Raw genomic sequence first — 20,089 nt, 5'->3', positions numbered from 1 at the left:
TTTTTACACCCCCTGCAAATTATTTAATCAAGAAGTATCACTTGATTACTCCAATCATCTAAGTATTTTACAAAAGGAATTCTAGGACCTTGTCCGTTTTTTCTTAAAGTATCCACACTTTTTTTAAAGAAGTTTTGGAAACTAGTCAGCTTTGGATTTACTTTAGCATTAATTTCAATCCTTTCATCATTATTAAAATAAATAATGGAATTTCCTTCACTTATTGCTTTATTGTTTGATATATTCTGTTCTACTGCAAACTTTAGAGCAGCAATTGTATTAGGACTTTCAAGGTGACTTTTCACTTTGTCATTCAAAGCATCAATTTGGGGGATTTCATCACTTAATATCTCATTCATTGCAATAATCTGCGCTCTTGAATCCGTTAAGCTAGGCTTTGTGGAACGTAATTCAATTTTCCTTTCCTCAATTACATCTTGCAATGACTTCAGTCCATGGCTGGTAAAAAAAAGAGGACCATGAATAGGATGACTATCAAACTCCATAACTGCATTATTTATAGCATCATACACCACATCAGTTGCAGCTAAACTTGCTTGCTCTGCTGCATTTGTAGCAGTTTCACTGGCAAAAAAGATTTTTGAAATGTTAATAACAAAGAAAAATAGCAGAGCTGTTAAACCCAAAAGCCAGATTAAATAAAACGAAGCATTACCTCTTTCGTTATTCATAACTAATCACTCTGCTATTAGTAGACAATTCAAAAGGAATCCAAAAGAAACCTTTGCTTCTCCATTGGTCCGGAATAAAAACCAATCCCATTTCAACATTAATAGTAGTTGTAAAATCTCCATCTGTATCTATAGGTGAAAAATTAACAGATTGAAAGTTTATTAAATCTCCCCCGCCAATAATTTCACTTGCTTGATTGATAGCATCCTCTTGGGTTCCACCTGTTGAAACAACTTTAGCTGCTTCGTTCATTGCTGACTGAGTAGTTATAACTGAATACCCAAAAGCAACCGCCTGCCATAAAAGCAATAATAAAAAGAAGTAAAAAGGCAATATCCCTAGAAACTCTAATGAAATTGCACCTTTTTCATTATTTATTTTTCTCTTAATTGAAAAGAAATACTTTTTCATTTCGTGCAACCCCTAGACCTTCATCCTAATTAGGCTTATTCTCTTCCGCCATTTTTTTCAATTCTTTTTGAGCATCTTCTAAGTTGCCTTCATTTATTGAGTCCAATTGTTTTTCGATTTCCTGCCTATAATCTTTCATTCTATCAAAACGCTCTTTGCGCTTATCATCCAGGTATCTCCAGCTTTCTTTACTGATTTTACCTTCATCCCTTAAATGTCTAATGGTATACCTATAGTTATTATTTTCTCTTATATATGCTTCAGCAAAATCATTAGAGAAAAAAAGAATATCGAATTTTTGATCAATAAATTGACTTTTAGCATCCCTTTTTGCGTTATCTTTCCAATCTTCCCAAAGTTCAGCTATTTGTTTTGCTTTATCTAATTCCTGGTTTAACTGATCAGCATTGTTTACTGATGCATATGTTCCTTTTGATGCTTTTGCTATTTCCATTAGTTGCTTTTGACCTTTATTATCAATATCAAAACCTAAAATATTTACGATTGGTTCAATATTAGAATCAGCTATTGTTTTAGCTGCTTTAATAGGATCCTCATCACATGTTGCAATTCCATCACTGACCAAATAGATAATGTTTGTATTTCGTTCACTATCAAAAGATTTTAAATCTTTTTGAGCTTCATTTAAAGCTAATGCAATTGGTGTCCAGCCGGCAGGGTCAAACTTGTTTAAGGAATCATCAAATACTTTTTCATTGTATTTTTGTAAGGAATAAACCAACTCAGAGCTACCACAAGATAATGCTTTGTCTGCATTGCTACCGCTTCCTTTATGCCCATATACTCTTAAAGCAACATTTGCATTACTAGGCAATTTTGAAGCAAACCCCTTGATTGAATCTTTTGCAAGCTCCATTTTGGTTTTATTTCCTATTTTCGCTCCCATACTTCCGCTGGCATCTAGTATGATTTCAACATTAAGATTTTCTTTAAAATGATATCTTTTGTCTTCTAGTTCTGGATTTCCAAAGGATTGCAATTTAATTCCTTCCAAGACTTCGTCAGGACTAGGATAATCTTCATGATAGTAAGAAACCATTGTAGCCCAATATTTATCCAACACCTCATCACTTGTGTTACTATTCAGTTTAGGAAAATCTTCAAAGGTCTCTAGTATTCGTTCTTTGTCTTCATCGTTCCCTCTAAAATCCAATCCAGCAAATTGACCTTTCGGATATTCTAAAATCTCTTCTAGGTTCTCAGAAGGCTTTGGAGCTTCGTTGATTATAGCAAGCTCTTTCTCACCGAGGTTATCCTCTTTGTTAGTTTCCTCTTGAGTCCTAGAAGATTTTTTCGGCTGATCCTTATTTTCATCATTCGTACAAGCAACTAGTAATATTGTAAATATAAAAAGTAAAATAAGTACTATGAATATTTTGTTTCTCTTCATAGGTGTGTGAGAGCTCCTCCCCATTTAATGAACAAGCAAGTGAGGAAAAGATTTCACCACTTGCCTGTTTCAATTAATTATTTTCCTACTTGATCTTCAATAGAGCTAATAATGTTTTCTAATACCCCTTCAATACGACCCTTACCTGATCCACCAAGGAAAGTCGATACGATTCCTACAACCATAATTAATAACGCTGCTATCCCAAGCCATTCTAGAGATTGTGCACCTTTCTGATTTTGCAAAGCATCCTTGACTTTAAGATAAAGCGAAATACTTAATTTTTGCATTTGAAATTCCTCCTAATTGTTTTTTATATAATCTCTTAAGTAAAAACTTAAAAGTTGTACCTAATTTACTTCTGAAAAACTCCAAATAAATTATTATCACCCATGAACATGTTCATAACCATTAATCCACCTATTAAAAATATGGCGGTTGGCATAACTATAAAGGTAGTGATCAATGTGATTTTAGGAGAGGCCTTGGCTGCCTTTTCCTTTATTTGTTCTTGTCGGATTATCCTCATGTCCTCAGCTTGGATCTTAAATGTTGTAGCCACTGGTACCCCAAGTGTCATACCTTGAATAAGAGATTTTATTAATGTTTGGAATTCAGGGTTATCGTTTCTAGCTAATAGGTTTCGATAAGCTTTCTCGCGCTCAACCCCTAAATCTATCTCTTGGTTAAACCTACTAAATTCTTCTCGTAAAGGTCCTGAAAAGAATTTGACTACTTCTCTTAAAGCTTGGTCCAACCCTATACCAGCTTGCAAACTAACACTTACAGTATCCAGAAAATCTGGCAGGTCATATCTAAGTTGATCTTGTCTTTGTTTCGCTTTTTGCTTTAACCAAATTATAGGGAAGAAATAACCTCCAACTGGTAATAGAACAACACCAAAATTCGACAGCGGCAAACCTAATAATAAGAAGGTTATACCTAACCCAAAACCAATGAGGGCCAATACAATCTTAAGACCTTGGAACCTCTCTACTGTTAAATCTAATGGAAAACTAGATTTTTTTAACCAATCCTCTACTTCATGTGACTCACTAAACAAATCAATCCTTTGACCAATAGCGGAAAAATCATCAGCTTGTTTGGTTATCCGTTTTACAAGTTTCACAAAATACGAATCTTTCTTCCTTAAGTGCTGTTCTTCATAAAATATAGATTCTTTTATGTGTTTTTGTAATAATGCTTGCTTACTTTGATATTGATACCAGCTATATAACCCAATAAATAGAAATACCCAGAAAAATAAAATAGCAACTAAAATGATAGTATCCATAATTACACCTTAATGTTCGTTACTTTTTTAACAAGAATAAAAGTAACGCCTGTCCCCAGTATAAAAATTGTTCCTAAAATAATGCCGGGTATGGTAGATAACGGTTCAAGAAATCCATCAACAATTTGATTCATAATAAGCAGTAGTAATATTGGTAATGCTGGGACAAAGTATGAAATATATCTTTGTTCAGCAGTCATTGTTTTAATCGTTTGATTAAGAACTTTTCTTTCCTCTAAAGTGTTAGCCATTTCATCCAATACAGAGAATAAATTCCCTCCAGATTTTTTTTGAATAAGCAACGTAGCTATAAATAACTGGAATTCCCTAGATGGAATTCTATTCTGCAAGTCACGCATTGCCTTTTCAAAGTCAACCCCTAATCTAAGTTCGCTGGCAATCCTTGAAAACTCTTCTCTTGCAGGTGATGAGGCTTCTCTTGCAACCATTTCAATTCCCTGATTTATGGTCATTCCTGCTCTTGCAGAATTCCCTAGTAATCTACATACCTCTGAAAGTTGACTATTTAAGCGATCGTTATAACGATTTTGTCTAATTAAAAACAATAACCAATAGGATAGAGCTGCTGTAAACAATCCCAATAGAAAACTTATACGCAAAGGGACATCAAACAAATTTGTCAATAATACAGTTACTCCTAAACACCCAACGATCAACGCTCCTAATAATTCCGAAGCAGTTAATGGAACACTCGCTTTCTGCAACTTATCATTTATAGGTTTAGCAAGTTCAGTTTGATCGAAACGGCTTCCCCAAACAACAATTATACTTTTTCTTTTTTTAACCGGAAAAAACTTAGAAATTTTTTGCTTCAATTCTTTTTTTTGAGATCTGAACCCTAAATATTGATAAAAACCGATAATAAAAAGCAATACGGATAGACTAAACAGAATAGACGGTATCATTCGGTTTAACCTCCTTTGGCCAGAACATAGATTCATCAATCTTTATTCCGAAAACCCTCAGTCTTTCCAAGCATTTTGGAACAGTTCCTGTAGGTGTAAAATATCCTAGTACCTTACCATTCTCACCCATGCCGGTCCGTTTGAACTTAAAAATCTCTTTCATTTGAACCTTATTTTGTTCATCTTTAAATACTTCAGCAATGGAAACAATTTTACGATTCCCGTCGGATAGCCGCTCTCCCTGTACAATAAAATCCAGTGCTCCTACGATATATTCTCGTATAACCTCTGTAGGCAAGTCCATTCCTGACATGATTACCATTCCTTCAACACGGCTAAGGGCATCATAAGGTGAATTAGCATGGACTGTAGTCATGGAACCTTCATGCCCTGTATTCATAGCTTGCAGCATATCGAAGGCCTCTGATCCACGTACTTCACCAACAATAATACGGTCTGGACGCATTCGCAAAGCATTTTTAACCAATTGTCGAATTGTAATTTCCCCAGATCCTTCAACGTTTGGAGGTCTAGATTCCATTCCTACTACACTTGCTCTATCAAGCTTTAATTCAGCCGAATCTTCTATTGTTATAACACGTTCAGAAGGTGGAATCGCTCTAGCAAGTGCATTAAGTAATGTGGTTTTTCCACTTCCAGTCCCCCCTGAAATAAGTACATTCATTTTTGCTTTTATAACCGCTTGCAAAAAGTGAGACATAGACTCATCCATAGATTGAAAGTTGATCAAGTCTTCCATCTTAAAAGGATCTTCTCTAAACTTACGGATTGAAACAAGTGTTCCATTTAAACTAACAGGTGGAATAACAGCATTTACGCGACTTCCGTCATGAAGTCTAGCATCTACCATAGGAGAACTTTCATCAATTCTTCGTCCAAGGGGTGCCACAACTCTATCAACAATGTGTCTCACATGATTTTCATCTTTAAATTGAATATTTGTTTTTCTTAATTGTCCGTTTTTCTCTATAAAAACTTCTTTATGGCCATTAATCAGTATCTCCGTAATCTCTGAATCATTTAAAAGAGGTTCAAGAGGCCCAAAACCTACCGATTCATCTATTAGCCTTATAAGCAGAGCTTCTTTTTCATGTCGAGGAATAATCACTTTTTCTTCAGACATAAATGAACTGACAAGTTTTTCGATAGATAGCTTCATTTCACCTCGACTCAAACTTGTAAGTTGTTCTAAATTAGTTTCATGTAAAAGACGTCCTTTATAGTGTTCAACAAGTTTATCAATATACGGATTAGAGTATGTGTTATTTAGATTTGTTTTTTTAAGAGAAGGTAATTCTTTTTCACGTTTGAAAATAGACATATTTTACCTCCTTTCATTATTTTCGAAATAACTTAGCTTAACTTCGACAACACCCATTTTCTAATGTCCTTAGCTGGATGTGGAAGTTTTTTTTCATTAGGTTTTTTTTGCAATGGCAAACCTTGATTTATCATTGGTTGAACTGTTTTTTTATCATATCTAATATCAGTCACAACAGGTACCGTAACAATATCTTTAATATCCTTTAAAGTGACCTCATTTTCTTTTCCTGTTTTGTTTACGATAATTTGTAACCTTTCATTTACATCAATTCCTAGTCTTTGGAATAAAACTTCTGCATCTTTAAAAGCTCTCAATGAAGGTGTGTCAAGATTTAAAATGTAGTTAATCACATCAGATTCTTCTAAAGCTATATAAGTTTTGTCGTCCACATAAGAAGGAAGATCTAAAATTATAAAATCATAACTACGTCTGCATGCCCTAATTAACTTTGAAACGAAACCTTGCGTAACGCTTTCTGCTATTTCAGCATCTTTTGGACTTAATAGTATTTCTAATTTTGAATGGCTTTCTTTTTCACTAACATTTTGTATATGGGATTCATTTAACTCCTCTATTACAGGATTTAAATCAATTAAGGAACGTGTGCTCTCAATACTGAGATAAGTTTCAATACCGCCAAATTGCAGGTTAAGGTCAATCAATAGTACTTGGGCAGTAGATTCTAACTTAAGTGTCTGGGCAAAAGAAGTAGCTACAAATGTCTTTCCGCTCCCACCCTTTGCACTATAAAAAGAGATTACTTGCCCTCTACCTCTTTTAAATGAAGCATTATAACCTTCTTTAACATCTGTTTCATTGGTTTCTAGCCTTTTGATAATAGCTTGAAGCCTTTTTTCGAATAAAGAAATCTCATCTGGTATAACAAAATAATCAATTGCTCCAGCACGTATTACATCACGCAATAAAATAAAATCCTGGGATTCTGTTAGTAACAATATTGGACTTGAATTTTCAGCATGAATACTTTGAACTAATTCTACAGTTGAATCATCGGTTTTTATGATGATAATAATATCAGGAGCTAATCTATCCAATTCCTTTAAAACTTCATGAGAATTTACAGTTTCTACTTTTATAAATTGTTCGGAGATAAAATGAATTTGGTCTGATAACTCCGAATTATCACTGACGATTAATAATTTTCGCTCTTGAAGCATTTTTAGTCCTCCATTATCCTTACAATAATTTCTATCTTACTGACCTGTAGGCTTTGCAGGTTGTTGTTTAGGGGGCTGCTTGGAATCTTTAGGTGGAGATTTTTGCTCTTTTTTTGCCGGCGGATCTTTAGGTTTCTCTTCTTTGGTCTTATCATTATTTGGTTTGATTTCTGCTTGACCAACATTTGCTTTTAAGACTCGTACACTATCGGCATAATTTTGAATATGAACTAATTTAGATGCATCTTTAACGGGTACTTCCAACGCAACTCCATAAAATTGTTTTTTTTCAGTTTTATATGAACGGCTTACTTTTACATCAGACATGAAGATTTCTGTCTTTGGCTTACCTTCAAATTGATGAGACACTATTATATCTACTCGATCTAACGCTTCTACTTCTTCATCAAAGCGTACCTTATCAGATCCATAGAGCATAACGAGTCTATTATCTTCATTTAACACACTTGAAGTTTCTTTAAGGATATTTTTTGTAATTATGTCCCCTTTGCTTAATGGTACCGTAGCAACCTTGTCCACTAACTCTTTTCTTTCTGTAATATGAGAAGCAGTAATATATCGATTCGGTATTTCTTCAGTAGTTACATCTTCTGGGGTTAGTAATTCGCGTGAAGGTACATTTTCTTTGGCTACATAAATAGCAGTCATTCCGCCTAATTCAGAATTAAGTTGACGTACTTTCTGTAGAACTAGAAAACCTGCGATTAGAGCTAAAAGAATAGCTAAAGTAATAAAAATAAATGCTCTGCGTTTTGACTCAATCATTTTTATGTATACCTACTTCCTAAATATGTAATAAAAGAATAATTTTCATATAATTTGTCAAAGTTTCAGATTTTTACTATGCCAAAACTATCATAGGTATTCTTTAAGAGTCAACCCTCTAAATCCTTTGTATATAAAGCTTTAGAGGACTTTTCCACAACCTTCTTACTATCCTCCTTATAATACGACTAATTTCGACATTCACATAAAATAAATATACTAGGATTTTTTTCATATTAAAAATACAATTTTAACCATTTAACAAAAAGAATAATTCCACATGCTCCTCATTTCAAAACCTTCCAAGCCTAAAATTTACATTTTTTTGAATAAACTAAAACTTCATTATAGGAAAAAAGAATCAAAAAACATAAAAACCAGCTATTTGATAATAGCTGGTTTTTGTTTTATTCCAGTTCTCCTATCCACTTCCAGGAATATTCATCATAAAATTGGGTTCCAGTGAAAGTATCCACTTTGAATTTTGCTCCTGGTTCAATCGTTATCTTTTCAGAAGTAAAATCTCCAACTCTTTCTCCATTTTCCAACAATTTAACAGATATCTTCCCATGAAAGGATTTTTTATTATTAAAATTCGCAACATATACTGAATGGTAGGTAGTTTTCTTTATTCCATGAGTTCTAATTGTTATTTTCAAGTTGTTAAAGCTTTCCTGATCTTGGTCTCCTTCACTTTTATATCTTTGTTCCATTTCATTGAAAGCACTCTTTTCTCTCCGGTCATTTCCCATATCTGTATAAACAACTACACCATTGAAAAAAAGCATAATTCCTAAAAAGACACCAATCCCCCAAATTTCTCCTCTTTTTCCTTCAGCCTTTTTCCTTTTATAAATACCAACTCCAAAAATTATAGCTAGAATTAAAGCCACTAAATTTCCAATAATAATCAACCATAAACTCATATAATGCCTCCTATTTTATAATTAAACGTATTTTTTTTGTAAAGGATTAATATAAATACGTGTTAATATAAAATCAAGTTTCCCAATAACTAAAAAATCCTCTCCAACAACTCCACACTATAATAAAACGTCACTAATGCACCTACCGCTAAATAAGGCCCAAACGGAATAGCCGTTTTCCAATTATATTTCTTCGCGAGCAGGCCTACAATGGCGATTAATACACCGATAACAGAGGCAATCATCAATGTCAGATATGCCCCCTGAAACCCTAATAAAAGTCCCAAAACACCCATCAGCTTAATGTCTCCACCGCCAATTCCGCCTTTTGATAAAATGGCGAGCAGCAGCAGAAAACAAAATCCGAGCAATCCTCCTGCAATTGCATCCAGCCAGCTTCTATATTCAAACAAGACCTGCAGCATCAAAAACCACACAAAAAAGACGATTAATACTTTATCTGAAATAATGAAATACAATAAATCCGATACAAAAATGATCGCACACAGCAAAATGAGGGAGCATGCCAATAACAGATCCACTGAGAAACCATATTTCAAATAGGAAAACGCGTATAAGCCTCCCGTTGCTAGTTCTACGAATGTATAGATGACAGGGATGCGCTTCTTACACGTCCTGCATTTGCCGCCTGTGACTAAATAAGAAATGATTGGGAACCGTTCATACCAAGACAGCTTTCTTTCGCAATGGTCGCATTGTGAGCGTTCTACGCCCATTACCTTCATTTTCTTTGGCAGGCGATAGCCGACTACACTGCCAAACGAAGCTAGTACCGTTCCTAAAATAAAAAACCACACACTCCACCACATTTCCATTGCCCTATCTTCTCCTTAACGCTCAATCTGCACACTATTATAATGAAGAAATGAATGTTTTGCATCCTTCTTCCTTAACGTTATCGGCTTATTTTTTCGTTTATCCTCCTGAAACACAAAAAAGGAATGCCCGTTTCCGGACATTCCTGCTATTGATTCTCTCTATTCCACTAAGAATACAAAATAACTGATAAAGACTACGAACAGAACCCACATGATTGGGTGAATTTCTTTTACACGGCCTTTTACAGTCATCGTTAATGGGTACATAACGAATCCAAGTGCGATACCTGTTGCGATGCTGTATGTGAGCGGCATTGCGATCAATGTTAAGAACGCAGGTACTGCAATTTCTAAACGGTCCCATTTGATTTTGCTCAACACAGAAACCATTAACACACCGACGATGATCAATGCTGGTGCGGTTACAGACGGTGTAACGACAACTAATAGCGGTGAGAAGAATAAGGCCAATAAGAATAGTGCACCTGTTACAACAGATGTGAAGCCAGTTCGTCCTCCTGCTGCTACACCTGATGCTGACTCGATGTAAGCTGTAGTTGAAGATGTTCCAAGAACGGCTCCTACTGCGATTGCTGATGAATCGGCAAGCAACGCTTTACCTGCACGAGGCAGTTTGTTGTCTTTCATGATACCTGCTTGATTAGCAACAGCCATAAGTGTTCCCGCTGTATCAAAGAAATCAACGATAAAGAATGTTAGAACGACGATCATCATTTCGACAGTGAAAATTTCATGAAAGTGACTGAATGCTTGTCCGAATGTTGGTGCAAGACTTGGGATAGCGCCAACGATTTTATCAGGTTTATCGATCAGACCAGCGAAAATTCCTACAACTGCTGTGATGACCATTCCGTAGAAGATTCCTCCACGTATGTTTCGAATCATCATAAGGATGGTTACGATGAAGCCAAAGATCGCAAGCAAAGTTGCACCTTGTGTTAAATCACCAAGAGATACGAGTGTTGCCTTATTTTGCGTGATGATTCCTGCGTTTTTTAAACCAATAAAAGCGATAAATAGTCCAATACCTGATGCTGCTGCAAATTTTAAATCTTGAGGGATTGCATTGATGATTGTTTCGCGAATCTTAAATAATGTTATAAAAATAAAGATAATACCAGACATCAATACCCCTGCAAGTGCAGTCTGCCAAGGAATACCCATGACTAAAACAACAGAGTATGCAAAGAATGCATTAAGCCCCATACCCGGTGCTAGTGCGATCGGATATTTTGCAACGATTCCCATGAACAATGTTCCGATTGCTGCAGCAAGTGCCGTTGCTGTAAATACGGCTCCTTTATCCATGCCAGCGTCGCCAAGAACCATCGGGTTAACGAACAGAATATATGCCATGGCAAGAAATGTCGTTAAACCGGCTGTCGCCTCTTTTTTATAGGTTGTATTAAATTCTTTAAAGCCAAAATACCGTTCCATCATTCTTTTCCCCCTATACACGCCTACGATAAAAAAACAAAAGACCCAAGGGACTAGCCCTTGGGTCTGAATACGAAAAGGTTAAAGAAAACCGTACATATGCAAATGAAATCCACACATGTAACTATTTCAATAATCCTCCGTAGTCAGACCATTTACGGCAGTCTGGTAGAAACTTTCGGGCCATATCCCCGATATTATACGTAGGAATTTCATTTATTATTATTTTACATTTTGAGTATAGGTCGAATCTTGTCGTTCGTCAAGCACTTTTCCGAATAATTATTTGTTATTTTACTATAATCGTTCGGTTTTCAACTATTAGCCTATTCCCACTCGATGGTTGCAGGCGGTTTAGAAGTAATATCATAGACTACACGGTTGATATGATCTACTTCGTTTACGATACGAGTAGAGATTTTCTCTAATACATCAAACGGGATACGTGCCCAGTCAGATGTCATTCCGTCGATTGATGTTACTGCACGGATACCGATCGTGTAATCGTACGTACGAGCATCACCCATAACTCCAACACTTCGGATATCAGGCAACACGGTGAAATACTGCCATACATCGCGGTCTAACCCTGCATTCAAAATTTCTTCACGAAGGATCGCATCAGATTCTCGAACGATTTCGAGTTTCTCGTCTGTAATCGCTCCAAGCACACGGATTCCAAGACCTGGCCCTGGGAAAGGCTGGCGCCAAACGATATGCTCAGGAATACCAAGCTCGGTTCCTACTTTACGCACTTCGTCTTTGAAAAGTGTGTTAAGAGGTTCGATCAGTTTGAACTGCATATCTTCAGGAAGTCCGCCAACGTTATGGTGGGACTTGATCGTTTGAGCTGTTGCAGTTCCGCTCTCTACGATATCTGTATAAAGTGTACCTTGTGCAAGGAACTCGATGCCTTGAAGCTTTGATGCTTCTTCATCAAATACGTAGATGAATTCATTACCGATAATCTTACGCTTTTTCTCAGGATCAGAAACTCCTTCAAGTTTGCTTAAGAAACGTTCTTTTGCATCTACTTTGATGATGTTAATGTTGAAACCTTCGCTGAATGTCTTCATAACTTGTTCTGCTTCATCTTTACGAAGGAGTCCATGATCAACGAAAATACAAGTAAGTTGATCACCGATTGCTTTATGAACTAGCACGGCTACTACGGAAGAATCGACTCCGCCTGACATCGCGCATAGTACTTTTTTGTCTCCTACTACTTCACGGATCTTTTGAACTTCGTCTTCGATCCAGTTTTCCATCGTCCAGTTGCCTTCACAGCCGCAAACAGATTTCACGAAGTTATCTAAAAACTCGATTCCGTATTCGGAATGGCGTACTTCTGGATGGAACTGAACGCCATATAGCTGGCGTGAAACATCGCTCATTGCTGCAACAGGGCAAGACACGCTTGTTGCATCTGTAACAAAACCTTCAGGTGGTGCAACAACAAGGTCACTATGGCTCATCCATACAACTTGCTGCTCTGGAAGGTTTTCATAAAGTTTGTTTGTATTTGTGATGTTAATTGAAGCTTTACCGTATTCTCGGTGGCTTGCACGCTCAACTTTACCGCCAAAATGATGGCTCATCAGCTGCATACCGTAGCAGATACCAAGCACAGGGATGCCTAGATCAAAAATGGCTTCATCACAAGCTGGTGATCCTTCTGCATAAACAGAGTTTGGCCCTCCAGAGAAAATGATTCCCTTTGGATTCATCTTTTTTATATCTTCCGCAGTGGTTGTATGCGGATGAAGTTCGCTGTATACTCCTAAGTCACGGATACGTCGTGCAATCAACTGATTGTACTGTCCACCGAAATCCAATACAACGATCAATTCACTCATTACGTGCAAGTCATTCGTTTCGTGCATGTACTCACCCCATCTATTAATATCAGCTATAGTATCCGTCAGCTTGCCCTACTTTACACACTATTAAAAGTAAAACAAAAAGAATTCCACCATTGTTTTCTACATAAAAAACAAAGGCAGAATTCCTTAAATAGCTATAAAGAACCCTGCCTTCATAGTCAGGTTGTTAATGGCAACCCGGTAGAGACTCTCGAACCTTATTATCGAGGATATACGAAGGAGAATATGATCTGACGCTATAATCTTAAAGACATAATAACAATGCCTTCTATAGCGGTCAAGGGCGGATCCTTTTAATTAAATTTTCCCACAATTCTTGATGCAAATCGCTCCACAGATTGGTCTGCTTTTTCGGGCTGAATTGAACCCCTTCATATGCTTTCGCTAAAATTCTCATATCTTTTGTATCGAGGGCTCGATCGACGTAAAGAGCGTATTCCCTTAGCGTGAAAGCAGGCTGTCTTTTAATACCGTAAATTTTCAGCAGCCAAAGTAGTTTTTCAAATGCTTCCTCAAACGTTTCTGATCCTGATTTACGTTTATACTTCCAAATCATATATTGACGAAGCCATTTTTTGCGGAACAAATAGGCGAGTCCTGCAAGGATTAGCATGAAAACAATCAATCCCGCTGCTGTATAGCCTGCAGTTTTTAAAAAGGAGCCTGAACTTGTATTTTTCGCTGAAGCAGATTTTTCTTTGCTTAGATCTTTCTCAGGTTTGTCCGGCTGATTAGGTGCTGCTGCAGCTGGTTTGGATTCTTGTGTATCCTTTTCTGGCTTAAACGGATTGTCAAAGCCTCGTGTAGGCTCAAACGGCACCCATCCGATTCCTGAGAAGTACACTTCTACCCATGAATGGGCATTCGCGTTGGTTACCGTGTATTCACGAACACCGTCCTCATTCGTACCCTCAAAAGTTCCAGGTGTAAAACCTTTCACCCACCGTGAAGGAATTCCGATTGACCTCAGCATCACGACCATGGAAGTTGAGAAGTTGTCGCAGTATCCTTTTCTCGTTTCAAAAAGAAATTGATCTACATAATCTTCGTCATCTTTAGGTACGGCCACCTCAATGGTGTTATACCCATATGCTTCTTTGGCAAAATAACCTTCAACCGTTTTAACCTTGTCATAGATCGTCGGCTGGTTGGCTGTGATAGTGGCAGCTAGATCTTTGACTCGTTTCGGCAATGTTTTTGGCAGCTGCAAATAGGGTTCGTTAATGTATGGCGGGTATGAATTGGTTGATTCTTTTAGCTGAGCTTCTTTTAAAACAGGAAGCTGATAGTTCATCACATAAGAAGATAGCTTAACTTCATCGCCATTTTGGAACGTTGAGATTTTCCCTTTTACCCCATCTAACTGATAGACGGTTTCAGGGTCAGCATCAATTTTCGTAAGCTTACCTGGAATCATAAGGAACGGATACGCTTTCCCTTTTTCCGCCTCAATTCTAGCTGTATTGTCTTTCATCTCAAGTCCTTCTTCCCAGATTTTTGTATGATCTGTCTGTGCGGAAGGCTGATTTGCATCCACCGGTATAGCGGTCGTCGGGATTTTATTTTCCCATCCTTTTCCTGTGTAAAACTCCTTCGTTTCAATTCTCCAATAGTGCCTCGCGTTATCGTACGATTTAAATATAGGGGTATAATCAAATTCAAACGGACCGCCTAGTTGGCTGTCATTTTCACCGTACCCGATTTTCGCGATTCCTTTCCCTTTTCCGCCTTCTCCCACATCTTCTTTTCCAGACATGTTCTGAATGAACGGAACCGGATCAGGCCATATAGGAGAAGCTTTCGGCGCTATGAACCCCAATGCCGATGACAATGCGATAACCCCTGAAAGTGGTGCGACCCAAAGAACAGGGAATTTTCCTTTTAACAGTGAAAACCCTTCTGTTTCAATCAGTTTCATCATTCTTAAAATTCCAATTAACAGAAGTCCGATGAATACTGTTCGGATGATCGCAAATTTTGCATCATAAGCCGTAAACGTATCTAGAATGGAAATGTAGATTACGGTGATTAAAAAGAATAAGAAGATCCGTCTCGTCTGGATCAGCCAATAATGCATCAGGTAGCTCACAAGCCATAAAAGAATAAAGAAGAGCAAAGACCGGCTGAGCGAAGTCATTTCATTCCAGTTCTGATTTGAAAGTAACGTTAAGTTATAGCTCATGTCCTCGATTAGATAGGGAACCCACTTGAATGATAGAAATACGTCAACGAAATAAAGGGAATGTAACGCATACAATAGGGCACCAAGCTTTACCGGAAAGGAAATCCAAAACGGAAGCTGAAAGTACGTGACGATGAATAAGAACATGGTGTACATCACAAAAATGTTTACATCGTTCGTGGTCGTGATATCTTTTAATGGTCGGAGCCATTCCCAAAGCAAAAGGAACCCAAGACCATAAAGGACAAGTATATGCAGGGTGGAAGGCTGTTGTTTAGATTGTTGCATACATGCCACCTGCCTTCAGTGATTCATTAAAGTCCGAACCTATAATCGGTGTTACTGGAACACCGCATTGTCTGATTCTGTTTATATACGTAAGTTCCTGGCCATGCAGCTTACCGTCTAATGCCAGGTAAAAGAAAATTACATTCGTTTGCTGCCTGGAAGCGATAAGTTCTAACGTTTTCATCGTGTATTCAGTTAAGTTAGGAGAGATGATCAGTGCTGTCTTCCCTTCCATATGGCCGATCATATATTCCTGCTTTAAGCGTTCTTCAAAAGATTCTTTGATCTCTGCTTTCACTTTAGCCAGTTCATGAAAAATGCGCCATTCCTGCTCAATTCCCATGTTCATCGGAATCTCCTTTCCTTTAAAAGGATGATACCCGATCGAACCACCTTTAGAGATTGAAAAGTGAACAAGTGAGGCTGCGAGCGATACGCCCCGTTCGAATAACCAGTCGTTTACGCCATAGCTTTTTTCGCAATGATCCAGAACAATCACAAAATCATCGTTCCTCTGCTGCTCGAACACTTTTGTAAGCAGTTTATTGGACCTGGCACTCGCCTTCCAGTGCAGCCAGTTCATCCTGTCTCCAGCTACATAGTCACGAACACTTACCGTAGACGTATAATCTGAAAACGAGCGTTTTCCCACTTTTTTCATACCGGTTTGTAGCATCTTTCCACTTTCCCAGCGTTCAATCTTTTGATATTGCGGATAAACAAAAATTTGATCCTTTGCCGATACTCTCGTCGTTTTTAATACAAAACCGAAGATGTCGCCCGTTTTCACCATGATTTGGTCAAATTTAAACAACCCGCGCGGTGCAGGGGAAATGGTATACGAGTATTCAAGGGTTTTTCGGAACAAAGGAAACATCAAGATTCGGGATTGTATTTGATGCGTGTTTCCTTCATAGCGGGTTTCCCGTAGCAATGCTTCCGGCAGCACGTCCTCTAATACGACGTAAAATAGAGGAAAGCTGCTGCGGCGCGTCACCCTTATCGTAATCTGAACTTCTTCCCCGGCCATCAATTTTTCTTTTGATATGATACGCTCGATATTTAGCCGTTGAAGGGGATAGAACGCCATCGCAATAGAATATAGAACGAGCGGCAGAACGCTGTAGAACAAAAACCAGCTAACAAATCCGCCTTGAAACATCGCAAAAGAAAACGTTACGAACAGTAAAAAGATAATCCCTGAAAAACCTAACGCCGTATTATAACGCTCCCATTTTTTTTTGAGAAATGCTATCATCACGCATGCTGTTCCTTATGAATAGGTGCAGGAACACGGCTTAAGAGTTCTTTGATCACCTCTTGGGCAGTTACACCTTCAAATCGGGCTTCAGGCTTTAACAGCACACGGTGCACAAGTACAAACGGTGCCAGATATTTTACATCATCAGGAATTACGAAATCACGGTTCATTAAGAGGGCATAGGCTTGTACAGCTTTTAAAAGAGAAAGTGACCCACGAGGACTTACTCCTAATTGAACGGATTTGTGGTTACGTGTACGGTTAACCAGATCAACGATATAGCGTTTCACCGAGTCAGATACATAAATGTTCTTAACGGCCGTTTTCAGTTCAGTAATCTCTTCTGCTGATATCGCTGACTTCAATGAGTGAATGGGGTGTTCATTTCCGATGACATTCAGGACATTAAACTCTTCCTCTGGGGTTGGATAACCCATCGTGAGTTTCATTAAGAATCGATCCATCTGTGCTTCTGGAAGTGGGTACGTTCCCTCATATTCGATAGGGTTTTGTGTCGCCATCACTAAAAAAGGATCAGGCAGGATGTGAGTTTGTCCATCCACCGTCATACTCATCTCTTCCATGGACTCAAGTAAAGCGGACTGAGTTTTAGGTGAGGTCCGGTTGATCTCATCTGCTAAAATTACGTTTCCGACCAATGGACCTGGTCTGAATTCGAAGCTCATGTCTTTCTGGTTATATATAGAAACTCCCGTCATGTCAGACGGCAATAAATCAGGTGTAAACTGAATACGGTTGAACGTTAATCCTAGGGATTTGGCGATAGATCGAACCATCATGGTCTTACCTACACCAGGTACATCTTCTAGCAGGACGTGTCCCCCAGCTAACAAGGATACAAGCGTTAATTCTGTAACTTGCTTTTTACCCACCATAACTTTTTCAACATTTTTTATGACGTCTCGAAGCTGTGGATGATACTCAAATGAACTTTCGTTTCTACCGTTCATGTAAGACTCCCCTCTAACATTTCTGTCTCTCTATTTCTTTAATTGTATTTCTTCCTATTTAAATTCGCATCGTAGAATGTATATTCCTTGTTTATTTACAAAAAAAGATGCACTGCTTATGCAGTGCACCTCCAATCTTTTATTCCTCATCATTTGAGTTTTTGAATTTCTTTCCATCCAAGTCATGATGCAAAGTTGGAGCCGGAATTTCCGGATTAGGTATATTCCCTAACGGTACTGGGTCAGCTTCATAAACGTAATCTCCAGTTCCGTCTGGTGCGCTTCCGGTTGCCCATAACCCTTCTGCGGATTCCTGACCTTCTGAGAGGTTCCAAAACTTATAAGCTTCAGGTTGAGATTCCAATTCTGCTTCTGGCGGGAAAGATGCAGGGACCACTACACCATTCTTTTGTTCTAATTCTTCAATAGCTGCCATCCATTGATACTGGTGATAACGATCTCGCGCTAACATCTTTCTGAATGCAGCTCGTACACCTTCATCTCGAGTCATGTGATACAAACGAGCTACTTGCAGTCGCCCTTGACTCTCAGCGTGTAGGTTTGACCTCATGTCTGCAAGTAAGTTTCCGCTTGCTACAATATAAGATCCATTCCATGGTACACCATTTGAGTTAGTCGGCAATCCACCAAGGCCGCTGACTAGTAAGTGCTGCGGGTTGACTCCACCCATGATCGCAGCTGTTACAGGATCTTTCGCTGCTTTTGCTTGATCATCTGGTGAAGCACCGTCTAACAGTTGGCTGATCATGGCACACAGCATTTCTACATGCCCGATCTCTTCTGTTCCAATATCCATCAGCATATCTTTGTACTTCTCTTCTCCACGACAGTTAAAGCCTTGGAACAAGTATTGCATCATAACCGTCATTTCTCCAAACTGGCCACCTAAAACTTCTTGAATCTGTTTAGCAAGCTGTGGGTCTGGACGATCTACCTTAATATCAAACTGCAATTCTTTTTGATGTCGAAACATATGGAACCTCCCAGTAATAGATTTTTGCGTCACTTATCTTTTCCCAACATCCATTATTTGAAACAAAAATATGGATGAAATAGGTATCAAGACCTAGTACTCATAGAAATACAAGGCTTTGGAGGCAAAAAAAAAGGAGACTCCTATGAGTTTTTACTCTTAGAAACCTCTACAGCGAAAAGGAAAGTATATAAAAAGCTAACCACATGAAAGCCTCTGATTTTGTCGAATGGTCCTCAAAAATTGTTGATATTTCTCGGGAAATGGTGAGACATATGTTTTAAATAACGCCGTTTTCTATGTATCGGGTACCGATATCTACGTAAATTATGTTTAACCCAGTTGTATTGTAACTTATATCGCCCAGCGATACGCCTTTACTCAGGCTACGTTTTTTATTTTCTAAAGAATGAAAAGAATCCACCTGTTTTATTTTTTGATTTTTGTTGTATCGCTTCTTCTAAACGTTTATTAAAATCATTTTGCAAACGCCACTCTCTTGTCTGCTCTTCTCGAATCTTTTGTAGCTCTTGTTGCAGCATTTCGCTTTTTTCTTTCTCTTGCTTCAGCAGTTCTTCGTAATGGTTCTTCTGTTGTTCCGTTAACTTTTCTATTTTAGCATTCGTTTTTTGTGCGGCATTTCCAACAGCAGAGCCAATTACATGATGATCTTGTTGAAGTCTGGCCACAGATACCTTTAGCTGTGACATATCGTTAGTCAGTTGAACGTTCATTTCGCGTGCCGCTGCTAATTCGTTAGCTAACATCATTAAGACTTCTTTGATCTGATTGGGGTCTTGGGGCAAATTTCCGGATATATCGGGTATCGCTACGTCTGTTGTGTTCGGTTCTTCTAATCGTTCCTTTTGCTGCTGCACCAGATCTTTTGCCGTATCGTCTAACGGTTTAGGTGTATCGCGCAGCGATATAAGCGCTTCAATATCGGACTGAACAAAAATTCGCCTGTCACCATCTTTTAAGAACTCATAACCGTTCCGCTCTAAGATTTGTCCATACTTTCGAACAGTTGGAGTGGCAATCCCTACTTCTTCTGCAACTTCTTTAGAAGAGAATGCCCGTTCATTCGGCTGTATATCACGTCTCATATCGGACCTCCTTTTTTTGTAATCCTAACTATATATTACTACGATGTATCGCTTTGCAAATGATAAATAATAGATGGACTTACTCTTTATAAGGTTCGAAGGTAATTTTAGTAATTCGTCTATGAAACTGGAATTAG

General features: G+C 38.0%; 18 protein-coding genes and 2 riboswitches. All 18 genes read right to left on the bottom strand.

The genetic code is table 11. The features are described from left to right. Window positions 1-23: 23 nt before the first annotated feature. The 18 genes from M3206_RS16100 to M3206_RS16015 all read right to left on the bottom strand — a co-directional run bounded on the left by M3206_RS16100 (window position 24) and on the right by M3206_RS16015 (window position 19,952). A complete protein-coding gene (locus M3206_RS16100; protein WP_251313536.1) occupies window positions 24-692 on the bottom strand; it encodes a Tad domain-containing protein in 669 nt (222 codons plus the stop codon). Next, the gene (locus M3206_RS16095; protein WP_251313535.1) at window positions 685-1,104 is read right to left on the bottom strand and encodes a pilus assembly protein; all 420 of its coding nucleotides are present in this window, start codon (window positions 1,102-1,104) and stop codon (window positions 685-687) included. Before M3206_RS16095 ends, M3206_RS16100 begins: the two co-directional genes overlap by 8 nt. Before the next feature lie 25 nt (window positions 1,105-1,129). Then, window positions 1,130-2,515, bottom strand: a complete 1,386-nt coding sequence (locus tag M3206_RS16090) for a VWA domain-containing protein (RefSeq protein WP_251313534.1) — start codon at window positions 2,513-2,515, stop codon at window positions 1,130-1,132. Window positions 2,516-2,592: 77 nt separating this feature from the next. Continuing rightward, window positions 2,593-2,805, bottom strand: coding sequence for a hypothetical protein (locus M3206_RS16085; protein ID WP_251313533.1), 213 nt, complete (start codon window positions 2,803-2,805; stop codon window positions 2,593-2,595). Between the two features lie 65 nt (window positions 2,806-2,870). Further along, window positions 2,871-3,809: a type II secretion system F family protein gene (locus M3206_RS16080; protein ID WP_251313532.1), complete on the bottom strand. Its 939-nt coding sequence runs from the start codon at window positions 3,807-3,809 to the stop codon at window positions 2,871-2,873. Window positions 3,810-3,811: 2 nt separating this feature from the next. Next, on the bottom strand, window positions 3,812-4,735 hold the full coding sequence (locus M3206_RS16075) for a type II secretion system F family protein (RefSeq protein ID WP_251313531.1): 924 nt from the start codon (window positions 4,733-4,735) through the stop codon (window positions 3,812-3,814). Beyond that, a complete protein-coding gene (locus tag M3206_RS16070) occupies window positions 4,713-6,077 on the bottom strand; it encodes a CpaF family protein (RefSeq protein WP_251313530.1) in 1,365 nt (454 codons plus the stop codon). The genes M3206_RS16075 and M3206_RS16070 overlap by 23 nt, the downstream gene beginning before the upstream one ends. 32 nt (window positions 6,078-6,109) lie before the next feature. Beyond that, complete coding sequence (locus M3206_RS16065) at window positions 6,110-7,258, bottom strand: AAA family ATPase (RefSeq protein ID WP_251313529.1); 1,149 nt, start codon at window positions 7,256-7,258, stop codon at window positions 6,110-6,112. Window positions 7,259-7,294: 36 nt separating this feature from the next. Then, window positions 7,295-8,044, bottom strand: a complete 750-nt coding sequence (cpaB, locus tag M3206_RS16060; RefSeq protein WP_251313528.1) for a Flp pilus assembly protein CpaB — start codon at window positions 8,042-8,044, stop codon at window positions 7,295-7,297. Window positions 8,045-8,451: 407 nt separating this feature from the next. Beyond that, window positions 8,452-8,970, bottom strand: a complete 519-nt coding sequence (locus tag M3206_RS16055) for a hypothetical protein (protein WP_251313527.1) — start codon at window positions 8,968-8,970, stop codon at window positions 8,452-8,454. 89 nt (window positions 8,971-9,059) lie between these two features. After that, window positions 9,060-9,806, bottom strand: a complete 747-nt coding sequence (locus M3206_RS16050) for a prepilin peptidase (protein ID WP_251313526.1) — start codon at window positions 9,804-9,806, stop codon at window positions 9,060-9,062. Between the two features lie 162 nt (window positions 9,807-9,968). Next, window positions 9,969-11,267: an NCS2 family permease gene (locus tag M3206_RS16045; RefSeq protein WP_251313525.1), complete on the bottom strand. Its 1,299-nt coding sequence runs from the start codon at window positions 11,265-11,267 to the stop codon at window positions 9,969-9,971. Window positions 11,268-11,390: 123 nt separating this feature from the next. Further along, window positions 11,391-11,492, bottom strand: a riboswitch (purine riboswitch). A gap of 101 nt (window positions 11,493-11,593) precedes the next feature. Further along, window positions 11,594-13,123 (bottom strand): glutamine-hydrolyzing GMP synthase, encoded by a 1,530-nt coding sequence (guaA, locus tag M3206_RS16040; protein ID WP_251313549.1) that lies wholly within the window; start codon window positions 13,121-13,123, stop codon window positions 11,594-11,596. Between the two features lie 162 nt (window positions 13,124-13,285). After that, window positions 13,286-13,387, bottom strand: a riboswitch (purine riboswitch). Between the two features lie 40 nt (window positions 13,388-13,427). Further along, window positions 13,428-15,620, bottom strand: coding sequence for a DUF4129 domain-containing transglutaminase family protein (locus M3206_RS16035; RefSeq protein ID WP_251313524.1), 2,193 nt, complete (start codon window positions 15,618-15,620; stop codon window positions 13,428-13,430). Beyond that, on the bottom strand, window positions 15,607-16,878 hold the full coding sequence (locus tag M3206_RS16030) for a DUF58 domain-containing protein (protein ID WP_251313548.1): 1,272 nt from the start codon (window positions 16,876-16,878) through the stop codon (window positions 15,607-15,609). The genes M3206_RS16035 and M3206_RS16030 overlap by 14 nt, the downstream gene beginning before the upstream one ends. Then, a complete protein-coding gene (locus M3206_RS16025; RefSeq protein ID WP_251313523.1) occupies window positions 16,878-17,852 on the bottom strand; it encodes an AAA family ATPase in 975 nt (324 codons plus the stop codon). Before M3206_RS16025 ends, M3206_RS16030 begins: the two co-directional genes overlap by 1 nt. A 139-nt stretch (window positions 17,853-17,991) precedes the next feature. Further along, complete coding sequence (locus M3206_RS16020; protein ID WP_251313522.1) at window positions 17,992-18,846, bottom strand: manganese catalase family protein; 855 nt, start codon at window positions 18,844-18,846, stop codon at window positions 17,992-17,994. 395 nt (window positions 18,847-19,241) lie between these two features. Continuing rightward, entirely contained in the window at window positions 19,242-19,952 is a 711-nt protein-coding gene (locus M3206_RS16015) for a hypothetical protein (RefSeq protein ID WP_251313521.1), read from the bottom strand. Window positions 19,953-20,089: the final 137 nt, after the last annotated feature.

Source organism: Fictibacillus phosphorivorans (assembly GCF_023715845.1).
GTDB classification, from domain to species: domain Bacteria; phylum Bacillota; class Bacilli; order Bacillales; family Fictibacillaceae; genus Fictibacillus; species Fictibacillus phosphorivorans_D.
Note: the sequence above shows the minus strand (reverse complement) of the source record. Positions and strands in the feature narration are given on the sequence as shown.

What these genes read in the sequence shown, in the direction of transcription:
- M3206_RS16100 (WP_251313536.1), bottom strand. Translation starts at nt 692, where the DNA reads ATGAATAACGAAAGAGGTAATGCTTCGTTTTATTTAATCTGGCTTTTG.
- M3206_RS16095 (WP_251313535.1), bottom strand. Translation starts at nt 1,104, where the DNA reads ATGAAAAAGTATTTCTTTTCAATTAAGAGAAAAATAAATAATGAAAAA.
- M3206_RS16090 (WP_251313534.1), bottom strand. Translation starts at nt 2,515, where the DNA reads ATGAAGAGAAACAAAATATTCATAGTACTTATTTTACTTTTTATATTT.
- M3206_RS16085 (WP_251313533.1), bottom strand. Translation starts at nt 2,805, where the DNA reads ATGCAAAAATTAAGTATTTCGCTTTATCTTAAAGTCAAGGATGCTTTG.
- M3206_RS16080 (WP_251313532.1), bottom strand. Translation starts at nt 3,809, where the DNA reads ATGGATACTATCATTTTAGTTGCTATTTTATTTTTCTGGGTATTTCTA.
- M3206_RS16075 (WP_251313531.1), bottom strand. Translation starts at nt 4,735, where the DNA reads ATGATACCGTCTATTCTGTTTAGTCTATCCGTATTGCTTTTTATTATC.
- M3206_RS16070 (WP_251313530.1), bottom strand. Translation starts at nt 6,077, where the DNA reads ATGTCTATTTTCAAACGTGAAAAAGAATTACCTTCTCTTAAAAAAACA.
- M3206_RS16065 (WP_251313529.1), bottom strand. Translation starts at nt 7,258, where the DNA reads ATGCTTCAAGAGCGAAAATTATTAATCGTCAGTGATAATTCGGAGTTA.
- cpaB (WP_251313528.1), bottom strand. Translation starts at nt 8,044, where the DNA reads ATGATTGAGTCAAAACGCAGAGCATTTATTTTTATTACTTTAGCTATT.
- M3206_RS16055 (WP_251313527.1), bottom strand. Translation starts at nt 8,970, where the DNA reads ATGAGTTTATGGTTGATTATTATTGGAAATTTAGTGGCTTTAATTCTA.
- M3206_RS16050 (WP_251313526.1), bottom strand. Translation starts at nt 9,806, where the DNA reads ATGGAAATGTGGTGGAGTGTGTGGTTTTTTATTTTAGGAACGGTACTA.
- M3206_RS16045 (WP_251313525.1), bottom strand. Translation starts at nt 11,267, where the DNA reads ATGGAACGGTATTTTGGCTTTAAAGAATTTAATACAACCTATAAAAAA.
- guaA (WP_251313549.1), bottom strand. Translation starts at nt 13,123, where the DNA reads ATGAGTGAATTGATCGTTGTATTGGATTTCGGTGGACAGTACAATCAG.
- M3206_RS16035 (WP_251313524.1), bottom strand. Translation starts at nt 15,620, where the DNA reads ATGCAACAATCTAAACAACAGCCTTCCACCCTGCATATACTTGTCCTT.
- M3206_RS16030 (WP_251313548.1), bottom strand. Translation starts at nt 16,878, where the DNA reads ATGATAGCATTTCTCAAAAAAAAATGGGAGCGTTATAATACGGCGTTA.
- M3206_RS16025 (WP_251313523.1), bottom strand. Translation starts at nt 17,852, where the DNA reads ATGAACGGTAGAAACGAAAGTTCATTTGAGTATCATCCACAGCTTCGA.
- M3206_RS16020 (WP_251313522.1), bottom strand. Translation starts at nt 18,846, where the DNA reads ATGTTTCGACATCAAAAAGAATTGCAGTTTGATATTAAGGTAGATCGT.
- M3206_RS16015 (WP_251313521.1), bottom strand. Translation starts at nt 19,952, where the DNA reads ATGAGACGTGATATACAGCCGAATGAACGGGCATTCTCTTCTAAAGAA.